General features: G+C 47.8%; 18 protein-coding genes. 10 read left to right on the top strand and 8 right to left on the bottom strand.

What is annotated here, in order from left to right; genetic code table 11:
• Window positions 1-200 precede the first annotated feature (200 nt).
• Together bioA and ribH are read left to right on the top strand one after the other, a co-directional pair.
• Window positions 201-1,490 (top strand): adenosylmethionine--8-amino-7-oxononanoate transaminase, encoded by a 1,290-nt coding sequence (gene bioA, locus ACO6VE_RS21130; RefSeq protein WP_422463291.1) that lies wholly within the window; start codon window positions 201-203, stop codon window positions 1,488-1,490.
• A gap of 81 nt (window positions 1,491-1,571) precedes the next feature.
• Window positions 1,572-2,069, top strand: a complete 498-nt coding sequence (ribH, locus tag ACO6VE_RS21125) for a 6,7-dimethyl-8-ribityllumazine synthase (protein ID WP_422463289.1) — start codon at window positions 1,572-1,574, stop codon at window positions 2,067-2,069.
• Between the two features lie 207 nt (window positions 2,070-2,276).
• Here ribH and ACO6VE_RS21120 read toward each other — a convergent pair whose 3' ends face one another.
• Window positions 2,277-3,503, bottom strand: coding sequence for a dicarboxylate/amino acid:cation symporter (locus tag ACO6VE_RS21120; protein WP_422463287.1), 1,227 nt, complete (start codon window positions 3,501-3,503; stop codon window positions 2,277-2,279).
• 402 nt (window positions 3,504-3,905) lie between these two features.
• Between ACO6VE_RS21120 and ACO6VE_RS21115 the strand changes: the two genes are divergently transcribed.
• From ACO6VE_RS21115 to ACO6VE_RS21095, 5 genes are all read left to right on the top strand, one after another.
• The gene (locus ACO6VE_RS21115) at window positions 3,906-4,181 is read left to right on the top strand and encodes a hypothetical protein (RefSeq protein ID WP_422450250.1); all 276 of its coding nucleotides are present in this window, start codon (window positions 3,906-3,908) and stop codon (window positions 4,179-4,181) included.
• Window positions 4,182-4,311: 130 nt separating this feature from the next.
• Window positions 4,312-4,953: an MBL fold metallo-hydrolase gene (locus ACO6VE_RS21110; protein WP_422450251.1), complete on the top strand. Its 642-nt coding sequence runs from the start codon at window positions 4,312-4,314 to the stop codon at window positions 4,951-4,953.
• A 19-nt stretch (window positions 4,954-4,972) separates the two neighbouring features.
• Window positions 4,973-5,632, top strand: a complete 660-nt coding sequence (locus tag ACO6VE_RS21105) for an OmpA family protein (protein ID WP_422450252.1) — start codon at window positions 4,973-4,975, stop codon at window positions 5,630-5,632.
• A gap of 403 nt (window positions 5,633-6,035) precedes the next feature.
• Window positions 6,036-7,499 carry a PTS glucose transporter subunit IIBC gene (gene ptsG / locus ACO6VE_RS21100; protein ID WP_422450253.1) on the top strand — a complete coding sequence of 488 codons (1,464 nt, stop codon included), beginning with the start codon at window positions 6,036-6,038 and terminating at the stop codon, window positions 7,497-7,499.
• Between the two features lie 600 nt (window positions 7,500-8,099).
• A complete protein-coding gene (locus ACO6VE_RS21095) occupies window positions 8,100-8,456 on the top strand; it encodes a hypothetical protein (protein WP_422463285.1) in 357 nt (118 codons plus the stop codon).
• 29 nt (window positions 8,457-8,485) lie between these two features.
• Here ACO6VE_RS21095 and ACO6VE_RS21090 read toward each other — a convergent pair whose 3' ends face one another.
• On the bottom strand, window positions 8,486-10,003 hold the full coding sequence (locus tag ACO6VE_RS21090) for a YifB family Mg chelatase-like AAA ATPase (protein WP_422463283.1): 1,518 nt from the start codon (window positions 10,001-10,003) through the stop codon (window positions 8,486-8,488).
• A gap of 268 nt (window positions 10,004-10,271) precedes the next feature.
• Between ACO6VE_RS21090 and ACO6VE_RS21085 the strand changes: the two genes are divergently transcribed.
• Window positions 10,272-13,211, top strand: a complete 2,940-nt coding sequence (locus ACO6VE_RS21085) for a hypothetical protein (protein ID WP_422463281.1) — start codon at window positions 10,272-10,274, stop codon at window positions 13,209-13,211.
• Window positions 13,212-15,716: 2,505 nt separating this feature from the next.
• Here ACO6VE_RS21085 and ACO6VE_RS21080 read toward each other — a convergent pair.
• Window positions 15,717-17,666, bottom strand: a complete 1,950-nt coding sequence (locus ACO6VE_RS21080; protein WP_422463279.1) for a hypothetical protein — start codon at window positions 17,664-17,666, stop codon at window positions 15,717-15,719.
• Between the two features lie 236 nt (window positions 17,667-17,902).
• Window positions 17,903-18,160 (bottom strand): hypothetical protein, encoded by a 258-nt coding sequence (locus tag ACO6VE_RS21075; protein ID WP_422463277.1) that lies wholly within the window; start codon window positions 18,158-18,160, stop codon window positions 17,903-17,905.
• Between the two features lie 178 nt (window positions 18,161-18,338).
• Here ACO6VE_RS21075 and ACO6VE_RS21070 point away from each other — a divergent pair, with 178 nt between their 5' ends.
• Together ACO6VE_RS21070 and ACO6VE_RS21065 are read left to right on the top strand one after the other, a co-directional pair.
• Window positions 18,339-19,490 (top strand): hypothetical protein, encoded by a 1,152-nt coding sequence (locus ACO6VE_RS21070; protein ID WP_422463275.1) that lies wholly within the window; start codon window positions 18,339-18,341, stop codon window positions 19,488-19,490.
• Window positions 19,490-20,074, top strand: coding sequence for a hypothetical protein (locus ACO6VE_RS21065; RefSeq protein ID WP_422463273.1), 585 nt, complete (start codon window positions 19,490-19,492; stop codon window positions 20,072-20,074). The genes ACO6VE_RS21070 and ACO6VE_RS21065 overlap by 1 nt, the downstream gene beginning before the upstream one ends.
• Window positions 20,075-20,324: 250 nt before the next feature.
• Here the strand turns inward: ACO6VE_RS21065 and ACO6VE_RS21060 are convergent, their stop codons facing one another.
• From ACO6VE_RS21060 to ACO6VE_RS21045, 4 genes are all read right to left on the bottom strand, one after another.
• Window positions 20,325-21,023 carry a hypothetical protein gene (locus tag ACO6VE_RS21060; RefSeq protein WP_422463271.1) on the bottom strand — a complete coding sequence of 233 codons (699 nt, stop codon included), beginning with the start codon at window positions 21,021-21,023 and terminating at the stop codon, window positions 20,325-20,327.
• Window positions 21,024-21,087: 64 nt separating this feature from the next.
• Entirely contained in the window at window positions 21,088-21,513 is a 426-nt protein-coding gene (locus ACO6VE_RS21055; RefSeq protein WP_422463270.1) for a hypothetical protein, read from the bottom strand.
• Between the two features lie 88 nt (window positions 21,514-21,601).
• Entirely contained in the window at window positions 21,602-22,075 is a 474-nt protein-coding gene (locus tag ACO6VE_RS21050) for a hypothetical protein (protein WP_422463268.1), read from the bottom strand.
• 409 nt (window positions 22,076-22,484) lie between these two features.
• Window positions 22,485-23,480: an ISAs1 family transposase gene (locus ACO6VE_RS21045; protein ID WP_422463266.1), complete on the bottom strand. Its 996-nt coding sequence runs from the start codon at window positions 23,478-23,480 to the stop codon at window positions 22,485-22,487.
• Between the last annotated feature and the right edge of the window lie 69 nt (window positions 23,481-23,549).

Here is a 23,549-nt window from a genome sequence, read left to right as displayed (position 1 = left end):
ATAGCTACGGCTATGCTCCCTACGTTGCGCCTTGCATAGCAACTGCCCACTTAGCCAGAAATATACGATTCCATTTGGCCAACTACTTATGGGCATGATGAATTTGATGGGTATAAAGTACTGTTTACGCTTGCTACAGAACAGCCCCGCGATTATCTTCTCCTGGCAGAAAGGTCAATACGTATCAAAAGGAGTCAGGCTTGAGCCCTGTTATAACCCCGGAAGAGCTGGTGTTTGACGCCGAACATATCTGGCACCCCTACAGTAAGACCATTAATCGGGTGGATATGTTCCCGGTGGTCGGGGCCGAAGGTGTCTATTTGCACCTGAATGATGGTCGCCGGGTTATTGATGGCATGTCTTCCTGGTGGTGCATGGTGCATGGCTATAACCATCCTGAAATGAATGCGGCACTAAAGCATCAGATTGATGATTTCTCCCATGTGATGTTTGGTGGCCTGACCCATAAACCGGCGATTGACCTGGCAAAAAAACTGGTGGCCATGACCCCGGAACCGATGCAAACGGTGTTTTTTGCTGACTCCGGCTCTGTGGCTGTTGAAGTCGCCATCAAAATGGCCATGCAATACTGGATTGCCCGGGAGCGACCTGAAAAAAACAAGATGCTGACCGTCAGGGGCGGGTATTACGGCGATACAACCGGTGGCATGTCTATTTGTGACCCAGATGGCGGCATGCATCACTGGTTTACCGGAATTCTGCCACAGCACTATTTTGTCTCCCGCCCTGAGTGCCGTTTCGGTGAAGCTTTGGCAGAGAGTCATATTAATGAGTTGCAGCAGATGCTGGACCAACGGGGAAGCCAGCTGGCGGGGGTGATTATTGAGCCCATTGTTCAGGGTGCCGGAGGCATGTATTTTTATTCCCCGGAATATCTGGTGCGTCTGCGCCAGCTGTGTGACGACTATGAAGTTCTGCTGATTCATGACGAAATTGCCACAGGGTTTGGTCGTACCGGCAAGCTGTTTGCCTGTGAGCATGCTGGCGTTGTTCCGGATATCATGTGTGTCGGAAAGGCTCTGACGGGTGGTTACATGACGATGGCGGCAACCCTCTGCTCCGAGCAGGTCAGCCGCACCATTTCTGAACATGGTCCGTTTATGCACGGCCCCACCTTTATGGCCAACCCACTGGCCTGTGCTGCCGGTAATGCCAGCCTGGAGATTTTATCCAGAGGCGAATGGCGTGGTCAGTTGACGGCGATTGAACAAACGCTCAGAGAAGACTTGATGCCTTGTGTTGACCTGCCTGCTGTTGCTGATGTCCGGGTGTTGGGTGGCATTGGGGTCGTGGAGTTGCAAGAACCGGTGGTGATGTCTGAAATCCAGCCGTTGTTTGTTGCAGAGGGCGTTTGGGTCCGGCCTTTTGGCAAGCTGGTGTATGTGATGCCACCCTACGTTATTGCCAGCGATGAGCTAAAAGCACTGTGTCGCGCTATTTGTCGGGTGCTTCATCGGGTTAGCCGCTGAACCGGTTTGCCGCAAGAGCAGTAGCCAGCTAACTTTCATTTTCACACTATTATTTAACCGTAACTTAAAGGAGTATCCCTGATGGGCGCTGGCCTTCCTAAAACCCCGGAACAGTTCCATAAAATTCCCCATGCACGACTGGCGATTATCGGCAGCAGTTGGCACAGTGACTGTGTCGATGCCATGATTAATCGGGCTCAAAAAGAGCTGCTGGCACTGGAGGTCAAGCCGGAGAATATCTCAATTCACAAAGTCCCGGGCTCACTGGAATTGCCGCTTGCGGCACGACTTCTGTTTGAAAAAGACCCTGAGCTGGATGCTATCCTGGCGTTTGGTGTGGTTCTGAAAGGGATCACCAGTCACGATGAAATGGTACTTCATGGTGTATTTGAAGGTTTTATGGATGTCACAGAACGCTTCGGAAAACCTGTGATCAATGAAGTGATCGGAGTAGATAGCGTTGAGGACGCGCAAAAAAGAGCCGGTGATGATCACATGAACAAGGGCGTAGAGGCAGTCTACGCAACCTCTGAACTGTTGCACTGGATAAACCAGATTAAAGGAGATAAAACTTATTGAACCTGGTACAAGGTTTCAAGGCAATTGATGGGTTCCATCTATTATTGCCCCCCAAACTCCGTTCGTCCTGAGCGGAGTCGAAGGACGCAAACTCCATACCCTGATAAAGACTGTGCCAATCACCCTTCGTCCGTTCATCCTGAGCCGAGTCGAAGGGTGCTCAGGGTGAACGGAGATTGTGCGCATCAAACTCATTGAAAGGATGTACTAAGTCGGATCACTGCCATTGTGGTCCACCTGGCTCTCTCCCTCTGCCAACCCCATAGCGGGTAACAGGTCTGCGTTCACCATAGCGGTTACACAGGAGTCTGACCACACGTTAATGGCACTCTCGAGCATATCAATCAACGCATAAAACGGCATAATAATAACCAGCAGTTGCAGTGGTACTCCCATCGCGGCAAGAAATGCGCTGGATAACATATAACACCCCATGGGCACACCGGCATTACCAATGGCGGCAATACTGGCAATGACGATCCATGAGAGTAACTCCAGGGGTGAGAACATGACGCCATTACTTTGTGAAACAAACAGAACCGTTATCAATATGAAAGCAGCACAAGCGTTCATATTGACAGTAATGCACAAAGGGAGGCTGAAACGGGCCACTTTACTCTGAACCCCCATGTTTTTTTCAGCGCAATCAACCGCATAGGGCAGAGCCGCCGCCGACGATTTGGCGAAAAAAGCCACGGTTAGCGCTGGCCACATGGCTCTCATGGTTTGCCAGGGAGAAATGCCTTTGAATTTCAGCAACAGCGGCAACATAAGGCCAGCCTGTACGATATTGGCCAGCACCACGCACAGCAGATAAAGAACAAGGTCCTGGAGAACCTTCTGACTGTGCAGATCGTGGATAAACTGGTTAACAAATGCCCAGACCGCCAGAGGCATAAGTTTCAGGATCAGGCCGGTCATCTTCATGATGGCAGCAAACATACTGTCAAAAAAGGCATGCAAAACAGCCTTGTGCCGTTTTTCCAGAGCCATAATGGCAGCACTGAGCAGAAGGGCCAGAAACAACACGCCCATCACATTATGAGTGTAAAAGGGCTCGATAAAACTGGCAGGAATCACGCCGAGCAGATAAGACCAATAACTGCCAGAGGGGCCTGAAGGTTCGGTGGCTCCGGCTAATGCATCAGCCTTTCCCGCCGGAGCAATGAATAAGTAAAGGACCAGGGCAACAGTAGCGGCAATCAGGGTAGTGATCACCGTGTATTTCAGAACCTGACCACCCAGGCGTTTTACCTCTGACGCTTCGCCCATTCCGGACAGAGTGGAAACCAGGGCAAAAAAGATAATGGGGAGGCTGATCAGTTTCAGCATGCGTATAAACAGGTCGGATACCACATCACCGGCCTGATTGAGTGCATTCAGGTCAAGCCATCCGGTGATAACTCCGAACAGTCCGGCTATGAGTAGAATCATAGTGCCATTTATAATGGGTTGTTTTTCCGTGTTTTTGTTACCTGGCTGCATAGCTTTTGGGGTCTGTCTACTGGATTGAACTCTGAGAATAGACACGATTTTTACGGGTTATTATTTTGTTTTGGTATTTACATAGTCACTATTGGTAGAGATAGCTTTATTCCTCGGACAGGCTCCTAGTCAGATTGACTGTTATTTGGTCGGCTTTATGGGGGCAGTTTGACTGACTTCATTTATTAATTTAATGAATAATTTTTCGCTCAATTATTTTTGCGGTGGAATATTCTTTTGGTACTTATGACCAGTTTTTTTTTGACTACACTACCTACCTCAAAGGCCCGTGCAGCTGAACACTAATGATTCCATAAAGTGACGCCTGCTGAATTACTGAGGAGTAGTAACGTGTTGAGACAAATCCACTTTTCACTATCCATCGCTGAGCCAAGGCCCGGGCTGACCCGAAAAAAATGGATCTATCATAAATATTCCCTGATCCCGGAGGTCTTTTCCAAAGAGGATTCAGATGATGCGGATGAGTACATACAGGAATGGAACTTTCCCCATCCCGGGCAGAAAGCATTTCTGCGGGTTGATCCTGCTGGCCTGGTCAATGCCAGTGTGGCTCTGATGCAGAAAATGAGACTTCAGTCAGGGAGGCGAACCTTTTCAAGGTTGTGAGATGCTGCGATCTAAATAAGCCGTTCGTGATTATTGCTGGCCATGGTAGCCCACTGCATATAAGGAAAGACCCGACAGAAAAATAATATTAGAATCCTGGCCGAACATAGCAAACTACTGTGAAGGTCAAATGACAAACCAACCAGCCTTTATCCGGCAGACTTTCCCTGTTGGGCCTCTGCAATGTAACTGTACAATTATTGGTGATCCGGTCACCCGTAAGGCATTTGTCGTAGATCCCGGTGGCGATCCTGACATTATTATGACCAAGCTCCGGGAGCTGGATCTACAGGTTGTCGCGCTTATCCACACCCATGCTCATCTGGATCATTTCCTGGCCAGTGGCGACATCAAAAAACAGACCGGTGCGCCCATCTATCTCCATCAGGGGGATAAGTTCCTCTGGGACAACCTTGAAATGCAATGCCGTATGTTCGGTGTTCCTTATAGCCCGGTTCCAGATCCTGATTACTGGTTAACAGATGATGAAGAACTGCCGTGCTGTGAAGGTGTGGCCATGCACACTCCGGGGCATACGCCCGGCTCCATGTGTTTCTGGTTTGAACAGCCAAAGCTTCTGATCGCCGGGGATACGCTGTTCCGCCGGTCAATTGGGCGAACAGACTTGTGGGGCGGAGACTACAAAGCCATTGAACGATCGATCAAACAAAGACTCTATACGCTGGACGAAGAAGCCATTGTGGTCACCGGACACGGTCCTGATACCACAATAGGTGAAGAAATTCGTGAAAATAGTATTATTCGCGGCTGATTTGCTTAGGAAAACCATTATGTCATTGAAAAGATTATTTGCCGTTGCCACCCTGTTGATGGGGTCTTTGCTGGCAGGCTGTCAGACAACCAATCCCTACACCGGTGAACAGCAGGCCAGCAAGTCAACCAAGTATGGCCTTGGTGGTGTTCTGGCGGGTGCTGCGATTGGTGCTATCGCCGATGGTGGTGATGGTGCACTGAAAGGTGCCATCATCGGTGGTGCGGCAGGTGCCGGTTATGGCCATTATCTGGATCGACAGGAAAGAGTACTGAGAGCAGAGCTGGAGGGAACCGGCGTACAGGTATACCGCCAGGGTGATGAGCTGAAACTGATTATGCCATCCAATATCACTTTCGACTCCAGCAAATCCGATATCAGATCGGCTTTCTATCCGGTGCTGGGTTCTGTGTCGAAAGTGTTCAGGGAGTACGACCGTAACATGATCGAAGTGGTTGGTTATACCGACAGTACCGGAGGGGATAAGATAAACGTACCTCTCTCCCAGGACCGGGCTGACAGTGTTGCTAACTATATTGCTTTTCAGGGGGTCAGCGGTGACCGCATTGTTGCCTATGGCCGTGGCTCTTCAGACCCTATTGGCAGCAATAAAACCGCTGAAGGTCGTGCCAAAAACCGTCGTGTAGAAATCAACCTTCTTCCCGTCCAGCCGCGATAAAAAAGAGTCGGAGCTCCCCTGGCGATTGCACAGGGGAGGGCGCGAAAGGTAGAGTGCTTTTTTGAAAACACAAAGGACGCGAAGAGCACGAAGTCTTTGAAAAGATGACTTCGTGAGCTTGGTGTCCTTTGTGGTTTAAGGCTTGTGTCACTTTCGCGACAACCTTTCTTGCTAATAGCCAATTGGGTAACGACTTCGGTATGGTGCTCGAATCAGCTCAACTTTTTATAAAAGAATAATAAAAAAGTGCCTTTAGATAACAGAAAGTCGATCGTTTTTTGATCTAAGTCAGTTCATAAGGTAAGCAAATGTATCAAAATCTCGCGCCCAAATTCAGATGATCAGAGCTGTCTTGGCAACGTTTTTATATTTTTTTTAAAAAACGGCAACTAAAGGTAAACAGGTGCAAAAAGCATTCTCCCTTCTACAAAAAATCGGGCGCTCGCTGATGCTGCCCGTGGCAATTCTGCCCGCTGCCGGTATCCTGCTGGGGGTAGGTAGTGCAAACTTTTCAATCTTTCCTGAAATCTTGAACCATATCATGGCTCAGGCGGGGGGGGCTGTTTTTGGTAATCTGCCTCTGCTGTTTGCTATCGGCGTGGTACTCAGCCTGACGGATAACGATGGTGTTTCTTCTCTGGCAGCGATTGTAGGCTATGTGGTTCTGCTCGCTACCATGGGGGTTATGGCCAACACTCTGGGTATCGAAACCAAAACCATCATGGGTATCGCTTCTATTGATACCGGTGTGTTTGGCGGCATCCTGGTGGGTATTCTGGCATCGGTCATGTTCAACCGCTTCTATAAAATCCAGCTGCCTGAGTACCTGGGCTTTTTTGCGGGCAAGCGCTTTGTGCCGATTATCACCGCTTTTGCTGCTATCGTGATGGGTGTGGCGCTGAGCTTTATCTGGCCACCCATCGGTAATGCCATTGATGCTTTTGGTAATTACGCCGTTGAAGGTAATCCTGTGACCATGGGCTTTGTCTATGGCTTTATCGAGCGTCTGCTGATTCCATTTGGTCTGCACCATATCTGGAACGTACCTTTCCAGTCTCAGATGGGTGAGTTTGTCACTGCTTCTGGCGTTGTGGTGAATGGTGACATTCCACGTTTCTTTGCCGGTGACCCGACTGCTGGCTTCCTGGCGGGTGGCTTCCTGTTCAAAATGTTTGGTCTGCCAGCGGCGGCGATTGCCATGTGGCGCAGCGCGAAAACCGAAAACCAGAAAGCGGTGGGCGGTATTATGATGTCTGCGGCTCTGACCTCTTTCCTGACCGGTATTACTGAGCCTATAGAATTCTCCTTCCTGTTTGTTGCGCCAATCCTGTACGGAATTCACGCACTGCTGGCAGGTATCGCATTTGTGATCACCAACTTCTTCGAAATCAGAATGGGCGGCTCGTTCTCCCACGGTCTGATTGACTACGCCCTGTCATTCAGCATTGGTACCAAACCAGCCATGATTCTGGTATGGGGCCTGGCTTACGCGGCGCTGTATTACACCGTGTTCACGCTTGTCATCAAGATGTTCAACCTGCGTACACCGGGTCGTGAACAGGAAGCAGAAACCGGGAATACTGCTGAAGCTGGCAGTGAGCTGGCCAGAAAATTGTTCATCGCTTTTGGTGGTCAGCGCAATATCAAGAGCATTGACGCCTGCATCACCCGTCTGCGTGTCACTGTGGATAAGCCAGAGAATGTGGATGTTGAAGCCATCAAGGCTCTGGGTGCCACCGCTGTGCTGGTGGTAGGCCAGAATATGCAGGCCATCTTTGGTCCACGTTCTGATCAGATCAAGACCGAGATGAACGAGCTGATGAAAAGTGGTCAGGCTCCGGAAACCGGCGAACTGGCCCTGGCCTGATAGTTAAGCTCGATAAAAGAGCAGTAAATGATTGTCTTTGCAGCCGTGCCCACGTTTATCGTGGGCACGGTTTTTTTTATTGGCAGGAAGGATAAATTACCGGTTTGTGGAGTCTAATGGGCGGCTAAATAACATAACTTATGTCTAGGAGCCTGTCGGACTTAAGCGTCCGTAGCGAGGATTGCGAGAAATTGAGGATAAAAATTTCTGCTTCTGAGGAGAATAGCGGGGCTATTTGACGAAGAAGTAGGAATTTTTAGACCAATTTATCGCAACCGCAGTAGGACAGTCTTAAGTCCGACAGGCTCCTGGCAGTTAAGAGGAGTGATTTCCGTGGAGGCAAGATCCGCAAGTTATGACCTTTGGCCTACACAGGACAGGTCTCGTGAGGACTCAGTTCAAGGGCGTTCTGAGGAAAGAGGCTCGGGTTTTATGCGGCGTATAAAAAGGATTTTCTGTCCGTGCTGTGTGCGTCAGCCAGAAATATTTGACCTGGTGGTTCCTGGCCAGGCACCGCTTCGTATAGATCTTCGCAATGAGCCTCAGCTACGTGACCGGCATATTGCTCAACTTGTCTCAGAGTGCATGCCCGGTAACGCTATGGATAATGACCGCCTGCAGATGACCAATGCAGTTATTGAGGGCTTGGTGGCGAATATGATCCGGGAAAGGGCCGATGTCGGCCGACAGGCTTCTGCGGAGGAGAGTAAGCCGGAGTTTGTAGGGATTCTTGAATCAAATATTGTTCCGTTCAATGAGATACCCGAACTACCGGCTGAGATATCCCGGGAAGGGATATCTAAAGAGTGTTGTATTGATTTGGGAGAGGTTGATGATCCTGTTCTCTGTAATAAGCAAACATACAGTTATCAACTCTTGGCAAAGCATTACATTAATAGTCTTGGCGAGGATCCCGTAGGGAATCCCTTAAATTGGCAAGAGGTTTACCGCTTATAAGGTTGGGTAATTTCAGCAGAAAATGAAAACTATTCCAGTGACTGACGATCCAACTGCCGATATTGCAGGGCTTCGCCCAGATGTGGGCTTTGCACCGAGGCACTGCCAGCAAGGTCGGCAATGGTTCTGGCCACTCGTAAAATCCGATGCAGCCCTCGGGTTGATATTTGCAGTTGCGCGGATGCCCTGGTGATCAGCTCTTTCTCCTTTTCACCCAGCGCACAGACTTCAAACAGCTCCCTGGACGACAGTTGGCAGTTGATTTTTCCCTGTCTGACCTGCTGTCTCTTCCGGGCGTTGATCACCAGCTCTCTCATCTGTTCTGAACCGGTTTCATCGTTGTTCTGAACAGCAGGCTCCATCATGGTTTGGATAGTCTGGGATGGCACCTCAATCTGAAGGTCAATACGATCCAGTAATGGCCCGGATAATTTGTTCCGGTAGCGTCTGATCTGGTCCGGTGAACACCGGCAGGTTCGCTGACTGTCACCCAGGTAACCACAGGGGCAGGGGTTCATGGCACCAACCAGCTGGAATCGGGCCGGAAAACGCTCCTGACCTTTGGCCCTGGTGATGACTACCTCACCATTTTCCAGGGGCTCTCTGAGTATTTCCAGGGCCGCGCGGGCAAACTCCGGCATTTCATCCAGAAACAGAACACCGTGATGGGCAAAAGAGATCTCCCCCGGTTGCGGTATGCTGCCACCGCCCACCAGGGAAACCGATGAAGAGGAGTGGTGCGGTGTGCGAAAAGGGCGCTGCCAGAGGGTATCCATGGAGCTGGATGTGAGTGAATGAATTGCGGCCACATCAAGGGCTTCGCTCTCTGTCAGTGGTGGCAGCAATCCGGGCAGACGACTGGCCAGCATGGTTTTCCCGGTACCGGGTGGACCAAAGAGAAGCAGGTGATGCGAGCCGGTAGCGGCAATCAGTAACGCTCTTTTGGCTTGCTCCTGACCCCGGACATCCGCCAGGTCTGGATAGTTTGTTGTAAAACTGTTTCGGTCGGGTTTTGCCGGTTCAATCGGCGTCTTTTCCAGCAGGAAAGCGCAAACCTCCGGGAGACTGCGGGTGCCAATAATCGTGACGCTGCTGACCATGGCGGCAACAGAGGCATTCTGCTCAGGAAGAATCAATGACCTGTTGATGTCTTTGCAGGCTAATGAAGCAGGAAGCACCGCCCGGACAGGGCGAAGATGACCAGAAAGCGCCAGCTCACCAAGAAATTCCCTATCTTCAAGAGCCTCACCCGGCAGTTGTCCCGAAGCCACCAGAATGCCCAGGGCAATGGGCAGATCAAAGCGACCGCCTTCTTTCGGGAGGTCGGCCGGGGCTAAATTCACCGTGATGCGACCATCGGGAAATTCAAAGCCACTATTAATAAGTGCACTGCGCACCCGGTCTTTACTCTCGCGAACCGCCGCTTCCGGCAGGCCGACAATATTCAAACCGGGCAGGCCCTGAGAAAGATGGACTTCTACCGAAACCGCAGGTGCACGTATGCCCTGATTTGCCCGAGTGTAAACCTGCGCCAGTGTTGAAGGCATTGTTATTATTGACCGATTAAACAACGTTAATGGATCAAAGATAGCAGCTTATGAAAGAGTTACTGTGTAATTTGCGCCATTCAAACATTCAACAATGTTAATCAGGAACTTCTTTGCATCGTAATAGTCAGATCGAATAAAAGTTTACATTTACAGCATCCAGGTGGATAAAAAATAAGTCTATTAAAAGCGTCGAACTATGAATACGGTTGATTGCTGCAGAAATGCTTTACCAGCGAAGAAACAAAAAAAAGATACGCAAACAGCGGTGTCCAGTTCATCTGATGATAGTGACAGTCACTGGTTCATCACGTCTTCTGCCTTTACCAATGTCGCTTCAGCCGAAGTTGGAGCGGGAGTAATACAGAAGGCATTTTCATCCACTGCGGGGTTACTGAAATCAACAGAGGCAAAACAACCCGGGCTACCTCGCTCTGTTGCTATTCAACCTTCTGCTGACCCCTTTATTGATGGTCCTGCCCGTCCTGTATCTGGCCATCAACGCCAGTTGCTTGCCTGTTATTTACAGCTGCCAGAGGAAATAACCAGTAAAGAAGAGTTTAACCAAAGGATAAAATTTTCCAGTTGGCTGAGTAGAGCCTGGGTGCTTCAACATACCCGGGTAGAGGTTCTTAAGAGTGTGCTGACGGCTGACCTGGTCAAAGACTATGAATTGTATCTCCAGGATTTGCCTCCGGCTGCAATCACTGAAGCCCTTGCCCGGGAGTGCCTGAAAAAAAATGTCGGGCTGGAGTGGTTTTATCAAAATCTCCCGGCCCGGTTGAAAACCCGTTCATTTAATAAATTTTGCCTTCGGATCGGTGCTCTGCCAGTCAATATCGCCTCTGATTATGTCCGGTCAGTTCAGTTTCCTGATCTGGTGGCGACTTGTCCGGATACCCTGAAGTATGTGCCCCCCGAGCATCAAAATTATCCCCTGTGCCTGGAGGCGATCAAAAAAAAACCCAAGTTAATTGAGTTTGTGAATCCTTGTGCGACGTTTTACCCCGAATTATGTTCCATGGCGGTACAGAAATTAAACTTTCTCTGCAACTCTATTTCAGAATCGGTAGCAGATCAGCTGATTGATCAATTGGGAATTACTGATTTGGAGGATATGCCGCAGTCTTTACGTACGTATCAGCGCTGCGTTAAGGCTATCAGGCAAACTGACCTGTTGAATCAGTTTGATTTTATCCCTCGCCAGATATTCCTGGAGCACCCGGAGCTGGCCAATGAGGTTTTTCACCGGCAATGGAGTTCTTCGCTCCTGAAGCAATTGCCTGATTCGGCAAAAACAGAAGATTTTTGCCGGCGATACCTGGATAAATGGCCTGGCTCTATTTCCGGGTGCCCCCCATCCCTGATGCGTGCTCATCCTGAATGGGTCGAGCGGGCAATAAGGGCAGGTGATTCAGATCGGGCTTTTCCTGAGTCGTTTCGAACTGTGGACTTGTACCGTCGCATACTGAGAATCTCCCCCTTGAACTGCTCTGTGCCAGAAAAAAAAATTCAGGATCATCCCGATCTTCTGTTCCTGGCGGCCTGCAGTGGCTTATACTCCCTGAAAAAAATTCCAGCTCCGTTAAGAACCATGGATGTCTGTTGTTTGGCCCTTGAGGCTGCCGCGCCAAATTTAAAAACCATAAAGCATGTGCCTGAACCCCTTCGCCACCAGCTACCTTATGATTTATTGCTGGCCGTTGCCCCTCAATATCTCCCACAGGACATTCGCCAGGCAATGGTAGCCAGGGGGGATACCTGTATGCCATTGTCCTGCCGACAACGGGGCAAGCCGATAATGCATCGATACATTTTGCTGGAACCACTGGAGCCGCGACCTTTTGATGAACTCAAGTTTTCCAGCAGTATATTTTTGCAGAAAGCCTTATTAAGCAGTGCTCCGTTTACCCTGCGCAACCTTGCTATGGGGCATGCGCTACAGAAAACCATTGAGCAGCACTGTTGCCAGCAGACACAGAGACTGCACCAGGCGCAGTTGCCAGTATGGACGGAGCCGTTATCCGGGAATTGTACTGTTTATGGGGGGCGGGCATTAATGATGAACACCCGTACGAAGATATCCCGCATGAAGTTTCTGCGCTGCGGGGAGCCATTGAAAGATTTTTTCCGTGAAGAGGCAGTGCACCGTTTTGTCTGGAACCACCGTCGGCTTGGGGGATTGCTGAAAAGTGAAGTACCGAGGCCTGTCGGGTTGGAACTGGTACCGGTTGATCTGATGCCTGAAGAAATTTTTGCCAGCTTTCGTTCAAGGCTGGAAACGGTGGTGGTGGACAGCCGGTGTTTTTATCTGATGTATCAATTTACTACACGCAATCAGGATTACAGCACACTGGCTCATCAGAAAGACCCTGACGGTAACAGCACCCGCGCAGAGCAGGGCTTGATTAACGCCAGTTATGACTTGGGGGTGTGGAGCAGCCTGGGCGCTGTGCACACTTCCACGATCCGGGCGTACCATTCGTTTCAAGATAAGCGCCGAGAGCTGTTTCTCTGTTTTATGTTTAACCATGCCCGGGCATTTCCAGGAGCATTAACGGCCTGGGACAGCAAGGCTACTGATGAATCGGATTGGGGGTACTCTGGTTTAAGGGATATTGGCGATATGGAATTTTACCCCGGAATCACCAGCTATTTTGATGCCGCTGATACTACTGCTTTTATGCCACCAGGCTTTGATCAGCGTGCGGCATTCATGAACGCTTTTTGTGAAAATATGGTGGCAGCGGTGCTCCATTACGCCAGAATGCATCGGGATGACTCGGATTATCACTATAAGGATGCCAAAGGCCGGGCAAAACTCGGTGCTTTTATTGATCAGGCCGTCGGGGCTTTTTTATCCGGCCTGGTTGGCAGGTCGGTGAAAACCGCAGAATATTTTGAATCGCCGGAAATCTTCCAGCAATGGCTGGAAAAAACCACGGCAGAAACCACATTATGGACTGCCCGGCAGAATCTGAATTCTGATTGTTTTGCCCGCAGTATCAATGAAAAAAGGTGTTATCCAGCGGAAGTCTACCCAGATCAGAAAATTAATTATCGCCAATACCAATACCCAGAGGATTTCACCAGTAATGGCCAGGATAACCTGGGAAATAATCATGGCCAGTTTGGGTTGACACTGCTGATTCGGGGCCTTTATCAGGTCGCTGCGGTGCTGGCTGTTGAGCTCGGTGGTGGCCATTGAAGCGGTTTATGGCCTTGAGCTGAGCATTATCGGGCATGATCTGCCAGAAGGAAACAACCAAACCGGTGACTTGAAAACTGTTGACCTGAATGGTGCCGCTGCTCGGGCTGAAGCAAAATTTCCAAATCCTGTCTTCTGTTTGCAAACGGCTCCTTTCCAGCCAACTCCCGTCTGCCGTCAACCCGAACAGAATCAGGCTTTGCGAATCCGTTTTAGGAACCACAGCCAGCAGGTAGCCTTCTTGATTGAAACCTACTTGTTCGACGGAAAATTCGATGCGTTGCCTGACCCACTCACCGGCGGGTTCAGCGCAAAGTTCACCAGCAGGTTTACGCTGATAGATATCCGTATGGCCCGCATGATCGTTAAACACAATGGTTTCACCGTTGGGACTGATTTTTGTCACGGACTCAGCCGGGAATGTCTCTGCCTGGCCCCATATTCCGGACGCCGCCTTGCGCCAGATTGTTACCCTCGCCCACTCCCATTGTCTGATGAATTCACAGGGGTCCGCAGAAAAATGAATCGTACCACCGCCGTATTGGTCCTTCTCCTGAACAGCGGGCAGCCATTGGTCGTCAGTCTTTAATTCCCAGATATCCAAACTATATTCAGAGTTGAAGATCAGAAGCCGACCATCGGGGCTGAAATTGGGTTTAAGATAGTAACAATCAATTCGCTGCTTGCAGGTTTTAATAATTCTCTTTTTTTCACGCCACTGCCCTTGTGGATCAAGGGCCACAATGATGGCAAAGAAATAATCTCGTTCAATAGCATCGTCATAATAATGATCGTCAAAATATATGACAAAATGGCGGTTGTCCGGGCTGAATAACACTTTCAGAGGAAACTCACACAGGTTCATTTCCTCCGCGTTAGATGTGAGTTTCAGGTCTTCAGCATGATCTTCAACCGTAATATTTCCCGTTTGTGACCAGGATTCATCGTCTGACTGGCTCATTATCGTAAAGTATGCTTCATCATAAAGCACAAGATGTTTGCTGTCGGGACTGAACAGCAAATTACGATTATAAGGTGTATCAATGCTGCCTCTATTGACCCACTGGCCATCAGCCCCACGACCGAGAATAGCACCCGTGTACTCCAAGTTAAAACAGACCAGTGACCTGGCATCCGGTGACAGGTATATCTTACTCATATGCTTGTCATTATGTTGAGGATAAACGTCACCCGTTGTTAGTTTTTGTTGCTCAACCCACTCACCATTCCTGCATTCATAAACAGACAGTAAATGCTCTTCGCCGCTCAAGTAGTAGTAGCGATAAAGTTCCGACCACGTACCGGTTACCGATTGCGGGACAAATAAAATATGGTCGGCATGCTGATGACCAAACCAGGCAAAATTATCGTGTTTGATTTCAGCTTTCCTGACCAGGTGTCCATGATCCAGAGCCAGAATATCACTGTAATTATCCGCCTTCCTCTTGATGAGGGTGGGAATATGATTACCCAATAGTTTATGCGAATAGGGATCAAAATTTGTGCTGCCACTGGGTATAAGGGTCAGTGCAGTCCCATTAAGAATCTGCTGGCGCAAATGGTTGGCATAAAATGAGTAAAAAGCCGGGCCCAGTTGCGCAGGGAAGTGTCGAACAGAAAATATGGACAACGTCCTGAGGTGCTCAAGGAGTTGCTGACTGGACTGAATGATTGCCCGGCACGAAGACTGCCTTTGCCTGGTCAGGGAGAGGAAGTAATGGACCTCCGCCAGGCCGCATGACCGCAGACGATCGCCCGTTGTCGGCGATGCTTGCCAGAAATTATTGATATCGCTGATTGATAAATAGCTGGCGATTTTGGCGAGCACTTCCTCGGGAACGCGAACCCACCGGTGATCAAAGCGAGCCATGTCACGGACTACTTCAGGCTTGATTTCATTGCCTGCTGTATCGACATCGGTACTGGTCTTTAACCCTGCTGCAGGTTGCATAATGTTAACCCCCCAAGGTGATTCAGGCTGTTCAAGAAACATAGCAACAATCGCAACATCCCGGGATTAAATATCGACAGAGCCACTACGGAGAAGCTGCATTTGTGGGTATCAACTTCTGCCCGGAATCATGAGAGTTTAATGTGGGGGCTATATTTTCGAAGAGGTTCGGTATGCATTCCCACGGAGGTCCGTGGGAACGAGGTGTTTGTGTATGGGGATCAGTGCTTAGATGCACTAAGCGGTTAATCAGGAGGTTGTTCAGACACGTTGATTCAGGGCATAGCTGGCCGGTGTGGAGAACCCTTGACCGGGCTAAGTAGTTGGCCAAATGGAATCGTATATTTCTGGCTAAGTGGGCAGTTGCTATGCAAGGCGCAACGTAGGGAGCATAGCCGTAGCTATGTGACCGGAGTTGCAACGCCGCACGACTGCATGGATGCAGGAGCTAGAGCAACGCAGGAGCAGTTGCCGGGAGTGACTGACAACTTAGTCAGAAATATATGATTTCATTTGGTTAACTACTTATACCGCACCAGCCAACGGGATAATCCCTAACAGGCATTCTCCGGCTGATGATCCCTGATCTGCCAGAAGGAAACAAACTTTGGCACTAAAAGATCACCGGCAGGGAGCAAACTGGTGACCAGAAGTGTGCGGCTGCACGGGCTGAAGCAAAATTTCCAAATACTGTTTTCTGTTTGCAAACGGCTCCTTTCAAGCCAACTCCCGTCTGCCGTCAACCCGAACAGAATCAGGCTGTGCGAATCCGTTTCAGGAACCACAGCCAGCAGGTAGCCTTCTTGATTGAAACCTACTTGTTCGACGGAAAATTCGATGCGTTGCCTGACCCACTCACCGGCGGGTTTAGCGCAAAGTTCACCAACAGGTTTACGTTGATAGATATCCGTATGGCCTGCTGGATCGTTACACACAATGGTTTCACCGTTGGGACTGACTTTTGTCAGGAACTTAGCCGGGAATGTTTGTGCCCGACCCCACATGCCGGACGCCGCCTTGCGCCAGATTGTTACGCACCGCAACCTCTTTCTGATGAATTCACAGGGGTCCGCAGAAAAATGAATCGTACCACGACCGCATTGGTACTTCTCCTGAACAGCGGGCAGCCATTGGTCGTCAGTATTTAATTCCCAGATATCCAAACTAACTTGAGTGGTGATGATCAGAAACCGACCATCGGGGCTGAAATTGGGTTTAAGATGGTAGTAATATCTTGGTGGGTTGCAGGTTTTAATCATTCTCTTTTTTTCACACCACTGCCCTTCAGGACCGAGGGCAAAAATGGCGACAAAGAAATAATCTCGCCTGACAGCATCCGCATCAAAATCACCGCTAATCCATGTAGCAAAATGGCGGTTATCCGGGCTGAATACCACTTCCAGATTAAGCTCATATTCGCTCATTTTATCGTCATTGGGTGTGAGTTCCAGGTCATCAGCACGATCTTCAACAATAATATCAGCCGTTCGTGACCAGGATTCATCGTCTGCCTGGCCCATTACCGTAATGCGTGATCTATGATAAAGCACAAGATTTTTGCTGTCGGCACTGAACAGCAAAGTATGATTGTAATTTGTACTAATGTTGCCTTTATTGACCCACTGGCCATCAGTCCCCCGACCAAGAATAGCGCCAGCTTGCTCCAGGTTAATACAGACCAGTGACCTGGCATCAGGTGACAGGTATATCTTACTAATATGCTTGTCATTATGTTGAGGAAAAACGTCACCCGTTGTCAGTTGCTGTTGCTCAACCCACTCACCATTCCTGCATTCATAAACAGACAGTAAATGCTCTTTGCCACTGTAGTTGCGGGAAAAAAGTTTCGCCCTCCCACTGCTTACCGATTGCGGGACAAATAAAATATGGTCGGCATGCTGATGACGAAAACAGGCAGAATAATCGTGTTTGATTTCAGCTTTACTGACCCAGTGACCATGATTCAGAGCCAGAATATCACTGTAATTCTCCGACTTCCTCTCGATGAGGATGGGAATATGATCACACAGATGACGGGTAGAGCGATTAAGATTTCTGCTGCCACTGGGTATAAGGGTCAGTGCAGCCCCGTCAAGAATCTGCTGGCGCAAATGACTGGCATAAAATGAGTAAAAAGCCGGGCCCAGTTGCGCAGGGAAGTGTCGAACAGAAAATATGGACAACGTCCTGAGGTGCTCAAGGAGTTGCTGACTGGACTGAATGATTGCCCGACACGAAGACTGCCCCTGCCTGGTCAGGGAGAGGAAGTAATGGACCTCCGCCAGGCCGCATGACCGCAGACGATCGCTTGTTGGCGGCGATGCCTGCCCAAAATTATTGATATCGCTGATTGATAAATAGCTGGCGATTTTGGCGAACACTTCCTGGGGGACGCGAACCCACCGGTGATCAAAGCGAGCCATATCACGGACGACTTCAGGCTTGATTTCATTGCCCGCTGTATCGACATCGGTACTGGTCTTTAACCCTGCTGCAGGTTGCATAATGTAACCCCCCAAGGTGACTCAGGCTGTTCAGGAAAAATAGCAACAATCGCAACATCCCGGGATTAAATATCGACAGAGCCACTACGGAGAAGCTGCATTTTTGGGTATCAACTTCTGCCCGGAATCATGAGAGTTTAATGGGGGGGCTATATTTTCGGAGAGGTTCGGTATGCATTCCCACGGAGGTCCGTGGGAACGAGGTGTTTGTGTATGGGTATCAGGGCTTAGATGCACTAGGAGCCTGTCGGACTTAAGACTGTCCTACTGCGGTTGCGATAAATTGGTCTAAAAATTCCTGCTTCTTCGTCAAATAGCCCTGCTATTCTCCTCGAAGAAAATTCAGGGTCAGGTCTTTCTTTTTGTACGTCACTGGTTTCGAGGTTAATGATGACAGGCTTACCTGTGATGGGGTTTTCTTCGCCTAACAAAAACTGTGCAGAGTGAGCGTTAGCAGCCAGAAGGAGGGAGGCGAAAACAACTTTGAGTTTCATTGATATTTCTCTGTTAGATGGTGCATGGACCATCCAGCAGACACAGTTTGGCTACAACATAGTCAGGTGATTATTTCCATGCTGATTCTCATATAAGAAAAAAGCATTACCCATTCATTTTATGAATCAAAAAGAGCATACTTGATCGAGAAATATTATTACTCGTGAGTGTTGTGTTATGGCAGAGGGATTGGTCACTTTTTTCAAGTACGAGAGGTTGGGTTTTTTCAAGCGTGGTTCAGAGGAAGGTGAATCCCTTGATATGACTGAAATGCTCGATAACCTCCACGCATGGCACGGCACACGGACATCTCTTGCTGATACCTTACCTTGGGATGATGAAACTCCCGGTTATCAGAACCGCAAAAAAGTCTACCTGAAGTCTGTTCAGCACAATCCTGAGACTGGTGATTATATGATCATCCTCTGGAGAGCTGTCGGAAACGGCAACGGAGTGTATGGTATCCGTTCAGACTCTGACCTTAGTGACACTCGCCTTTACGATGCAAATGATGCTGTTGAGGATGGCGCTCAGGTTATATGGGGAGAACCTGCATATTACTGGTTTATTCCTAGACTAAACATTTTTGCGTCTATCAAGTTCAAAAGCTCTGTCACGGACACAGACCTGATGAACAAGTACCTGAAGGACTACATCAACCTTCACAGTGACATCCGTCAGAAAACCATTGAAGAGCGTGAAAACACAGCTGGACACACCTACACCACTGTGTTTTTTGCTCCGGCTGCTGGAGGCAATGAACACCTCTGGTTCCGTATAGAAAGCAAGCAATTCACTAAACTTACTGATCAGGCTGACCTTGAAAGCATTGCTTCTGAGATAACACAATTTGTTCATAGGGATGTTATCAGTGCTGAAGAAGTTCAAGAACGTGCTCTATGGCAACGGCTCTGCCAGAATCTTCCGTTTATATCTAATCAAGTAACCCGTGACACCCGTCGTATTGAGCTTGTGATTGATGCTCACCCCACTGCGGATGAACTTCAGGAAATGCTGGACACGTACCATGAACGGTATGGCGATGGTGCTCATGGCTGGGCAAACATCGGTTTCAGGAAAGAAAGTGCAGGTGGAACTTACTGGCTGAATGAGTTCGTTGTGAAAAGCGTTCTGCCTGTTCCTGATTTACGGCAGGGAATTGATGACACTGGTCATTACACCACTCAGCGGTTATTCAATGCGTTGCATCTGACCCGTGATCGACTGCTTGCACCGTTTTCAGGTGGTGCTGTTCGCCAGCGTAATGAAGCGGCGAATGAAAGTGAGGTCAATGAACACAACAGAGAAGAAATGGTAGCGGAGATATAATGAAATCTAAGAAGAGTCATACAAAAACAGCTGTATGGCACGTCTTGGTGTTTGCATTAGTTGTAGTACTCAGTTTCAGTTATCGAAATGACTTAACCTATGCAGACATGGAGCCGTTGCTGTCCATACTGCAAAACACATCGGCAATGGTCTTTACGATCATGGGTATCTGGATTGCCTATCTGTACCCGAATGCAATTATTCGGATCATGCAGCCGTCCAAGGTCGAAGCAATCTTCTCTGATGAAGATGAGGAACGCTTAAAACTCATTGTTGGAGCTGTAGCGGTATCTGCTGCTGTAGCTGGCTTGTTAGTGGTGGGGGCTGCTGCTGTACCGTTGCTGACTAAAAGTTGGCTGTACAAAGCTCATCCTGAGTTTATTCGGGGAGCAGGGCTGTTTTGTGTTTTATCCCTAACATATGCACAGCTGTTTGTTGTTTATATTGTGTTCGCTTCCAACGTGAACTTTATCATTCACATAGGAAATCTAAGGGCGAAGCAGAGACTAAATGAAAGATTCCCTCACGCTACCACTCCCTCTAAGACAGCTTTACAGCAAGAAAAACAGCCTGTGGAACCCTGATTTCTAACATATGCGACATAAGCCTCGGACAGAGGCTTTGTCATATCATAACCTGTTGCAAGCGATCACACTTAGGGTAGACATTAAGCTTACCCCTCCATTTTCAATGGCTTTTGAATGGAACCACGAAGGACACAAAGAGCACGAAGGAAAAGAAAATCTCTTCTTTGTGCTCTTCGTGTCCTTCGTGGTTCCATCTTTAACTTCCCGAAGAGGGGAGTTGAACGCTTAATGTCTACCCTAAGAGCGATCACATACCGTATTGCTTTTCATCAGCTTCCAGCTTTGCTCTCAGGGTATCACCGTGTTCTGTTGCAAGTTTATCCAGTTGAGCCTGACGCTCACGAAGAGTTTCGTTGTACGAAGTATCCACAAGTTTGAATGTAAGTTCAGACCAACTATCGTTGTTCTCAGAGATTTTTGCTGAAACGACGTAACGTCCATCAGAGCTTTCTAACCGGCCTCTGGATGTTGCTTTGTAGCCTTGGTCAAGATATTGGTTGCGGAATTTTTCTGCCAGCCTGTTAGCAGTGACCTCCTGTTCGGATTTTTTCAACCAATTCCCACGTTTTACGCTGTAAGAGATAGTGAAGCTGGTCAGTTTTTCATCACAGAAGTTGTAATCAGCCCAAGCATACGAAAGCCCTTCCAGAGAACTAATGTTCTGCTTACGGTCTACTGTGTAAGAGACGATGGATTCATCTACAAAGCCATGATTGCCACTCAGCATGTCAGCAGTGTCGAACCCTTGAGCATACTGTGCTGTCTTGATGTCTGGTGACGGTAGATAGAACTTAGTAAACACACCGTCAAGATGACTTTCTGCTCCGGGGGTGATGACTACTTTATCGTGATTGGTGCCTAGTTCGAGGCTACGGAAAGATGGTGGTTCGTTTGCAAATGCAACGGATGACATCATTAGAGCGGCGAATACTGTTTTTTTCAACATACTACTTCTCTGTAAAGTATAAGTGCATGACCAAGCTTTATCTTTGTGGATTACGGCTCTGACTTTATTTTATAGTTAGTAATGCTTTTAATTCTGGATCAAACATTGTTAACCTGTGAACCATCCGGTCTTTCCATCCGCTTGTTTCATTCATTATTTGTCTAGAGAACTCAAGCCGCAGCGCTTCCTCTTTTTTAAGAGATGCTGAAATATCATCAATTATGGCACTTGATGTACTATAAGCTTCATCTGAGAAGCTATTTAACTGACTACTCGTGCCGAGTGGGTTTTCTACAGCCATAGAACTCTCTATGGATACAATACCTTCAAGAATAAACCTAATGTCTGCCGCACATCCACACCAGTCCCTCTCTTTCAGGCACAGCTTAAATCTACGGTAGCTTGCATCTTGTAAAGCTAAGATTTTCTTGTGCTTTTTTATTAGTTTTTTTTCAAAAAGTACCTGTTGAAAAAATCCTAGTATCTTCATGATAAAACTTCCTTCATTAAAATCTTACGTGTTTAATAAAAAGCAAGCTGAGAAACATTTGTCTTATCAGCTTGCATTATGTTCAGAACTATTTTTTTGTCATCTCAAAAGCTGAGGTGGGTATTCTTAACAGAATTTCCGAGTGCTCTTCGTTACTCTCAAGATTGCTTTCCAGAGGCTCTGTAAGCTGTGCCAAATAAATCTTACCTTTTTCATGCGGTTTTTCTGTATAAATTACAACGTAGCCATCCATGCAGTTATTCTTTAAAGAATATAAAGTTATATCTTGATGCATGTAGAATTTATAAATACTCCCCCCTCCGCTACCATACAATTCATTCGGGTGATTAGCTTCTACAATTAGCCAACGAGTAAGAGGGAAATTGTACGCTTGATCAATATAACAAGTGGTGTCATTTTTGGTATCGGTATAAAAAAGGTCAGGGGCATACTTTCCGTCAATGTAATCAACCAATCCATATTTCATATTTCTGATATGATCCATTATTGTTTTTTTATCTTTAGCTTTGATTTGTACTTTATCTCCATCAATAGTCAACAAGAGTGGGGATTCAGATACTTGATCTTTAAATTCAGAATAAGAACCAGTTATATTGCCAGCATCATAATGCTTAATAGAATTCCATTCTCCTTGCAGCTCTTTTATGTTGCTTGAATCTGATATTTTCTTGATTGGTTTTTTGTTCTCATTCTCTATCAGAGTGGTTAGTTCACTAATCAGGGCGAAAGCTTCAGGCGTACTAAAGTACTATTATTTAACGCTAATTAAACTTGTTCCTTTGGGCAGAAATTTCTTATATTCAATTTATTACTATGCCTTTCAGTATTTTCAATATCTGGTGATAAAAAAGTAAAGAATCAGGCACGCCAAACTTCTCCAGAGGTGTTACAAACCTGGACTATGAGTTTGTCCTCTAAGTCACCAATTGAAATGGTGGATTTATTTTCTGTTATCCAGGGGAAAACTGTTCAAGTATTAACTCTGTTCGGTAATCTTCATCAAGCCCTGCCAGCTCAGCACGACGGCGCATGCTCTCTTTTTCAAAATGGGTGCTCTGTTTATGGGCGTTGTAGCAGCATCGTCTTAACGTAGCAATATTTTTTGTGGCTGTTCGTTCGTGAATTTTAGAGGCGTCTTCGCTGAAACTGACATCCAATTCCCAATGTTGCTTATTCTCTGTACTCCAATGGTTCCGAGCCGCTGCCAGTACGCTTTTGGCTGTCATTTCCCGGGAGGTAATATAGAAATTCAGCTCTGTTGATTGCCTGGAGTCAATGAGTCTATCACGCTGAATAATCGCGCAGTGTTCCAGGCCAGGCCATTCATTTCCGGGATCAACGAGACTTTTGATATTGTTAAATACCCAGCTGCGCCTGTGCTCTTGACGATTGCGACTCTTCTCTATTGTTTCTGCGAAAAACGGATTTTCCTCATCATCTGGATCCGGGTCTGTAGGATTTTCCTCAATATACTGTTCAAAAACTGTATCAATACGATTGTGCAGAGTTGGCTGGTTGTTCTTTACACAGATCAGGTAATCTGCTTTTTTTTCAACAATCTTTTTGCATATGGCGACTTGGCAGCCCATGGCGTCCATGGTGATCAGAGCGCCTTCCAGTACCAGCATATCCAGAATCTCCGGAATGGCGGTAATCTCATTAGATTTTTTATCAACCGATGTTATACCCAGTATGAGATTTAGCTCGGAGCAGTAGGCACTGACTATGTGAACCATTTTCTTACCCTTGGCAGGGCGTGACCCACGAAGTGCCTTACCGTCAATGGCAACAACATTGTCGTTTTTTTCAGGTGGAGGGCCGACTTTACGAGCATTGATCGCGGTTACTGTATCGCACATCCAGTCAATAAATAGCTGCATAAACGCCACTGAGTCAACCATCATGCATACTTTCTCTATGGTATCAGTGGCTCCCGACGAATACACGTCAGAAGGCCGAACCTGAAAACCGGTGTATTCATAATTTCTGAAAACGCAAAGAGACTACAGCTCGTG

The organism is Endozoicomonas sp. ALB115 (assembly GCF_049310245.1).
GTDB lineage: Bacteria > Pseudomonadota > Gammaproteobacteria > Pseudomonadales > Endozoicomonadaceae > Endozoicomonas.
Note: the sequence above shows the minus strand (reverse complement) of the source record. Positions and strands in the feature narration are given on the sequence as shown.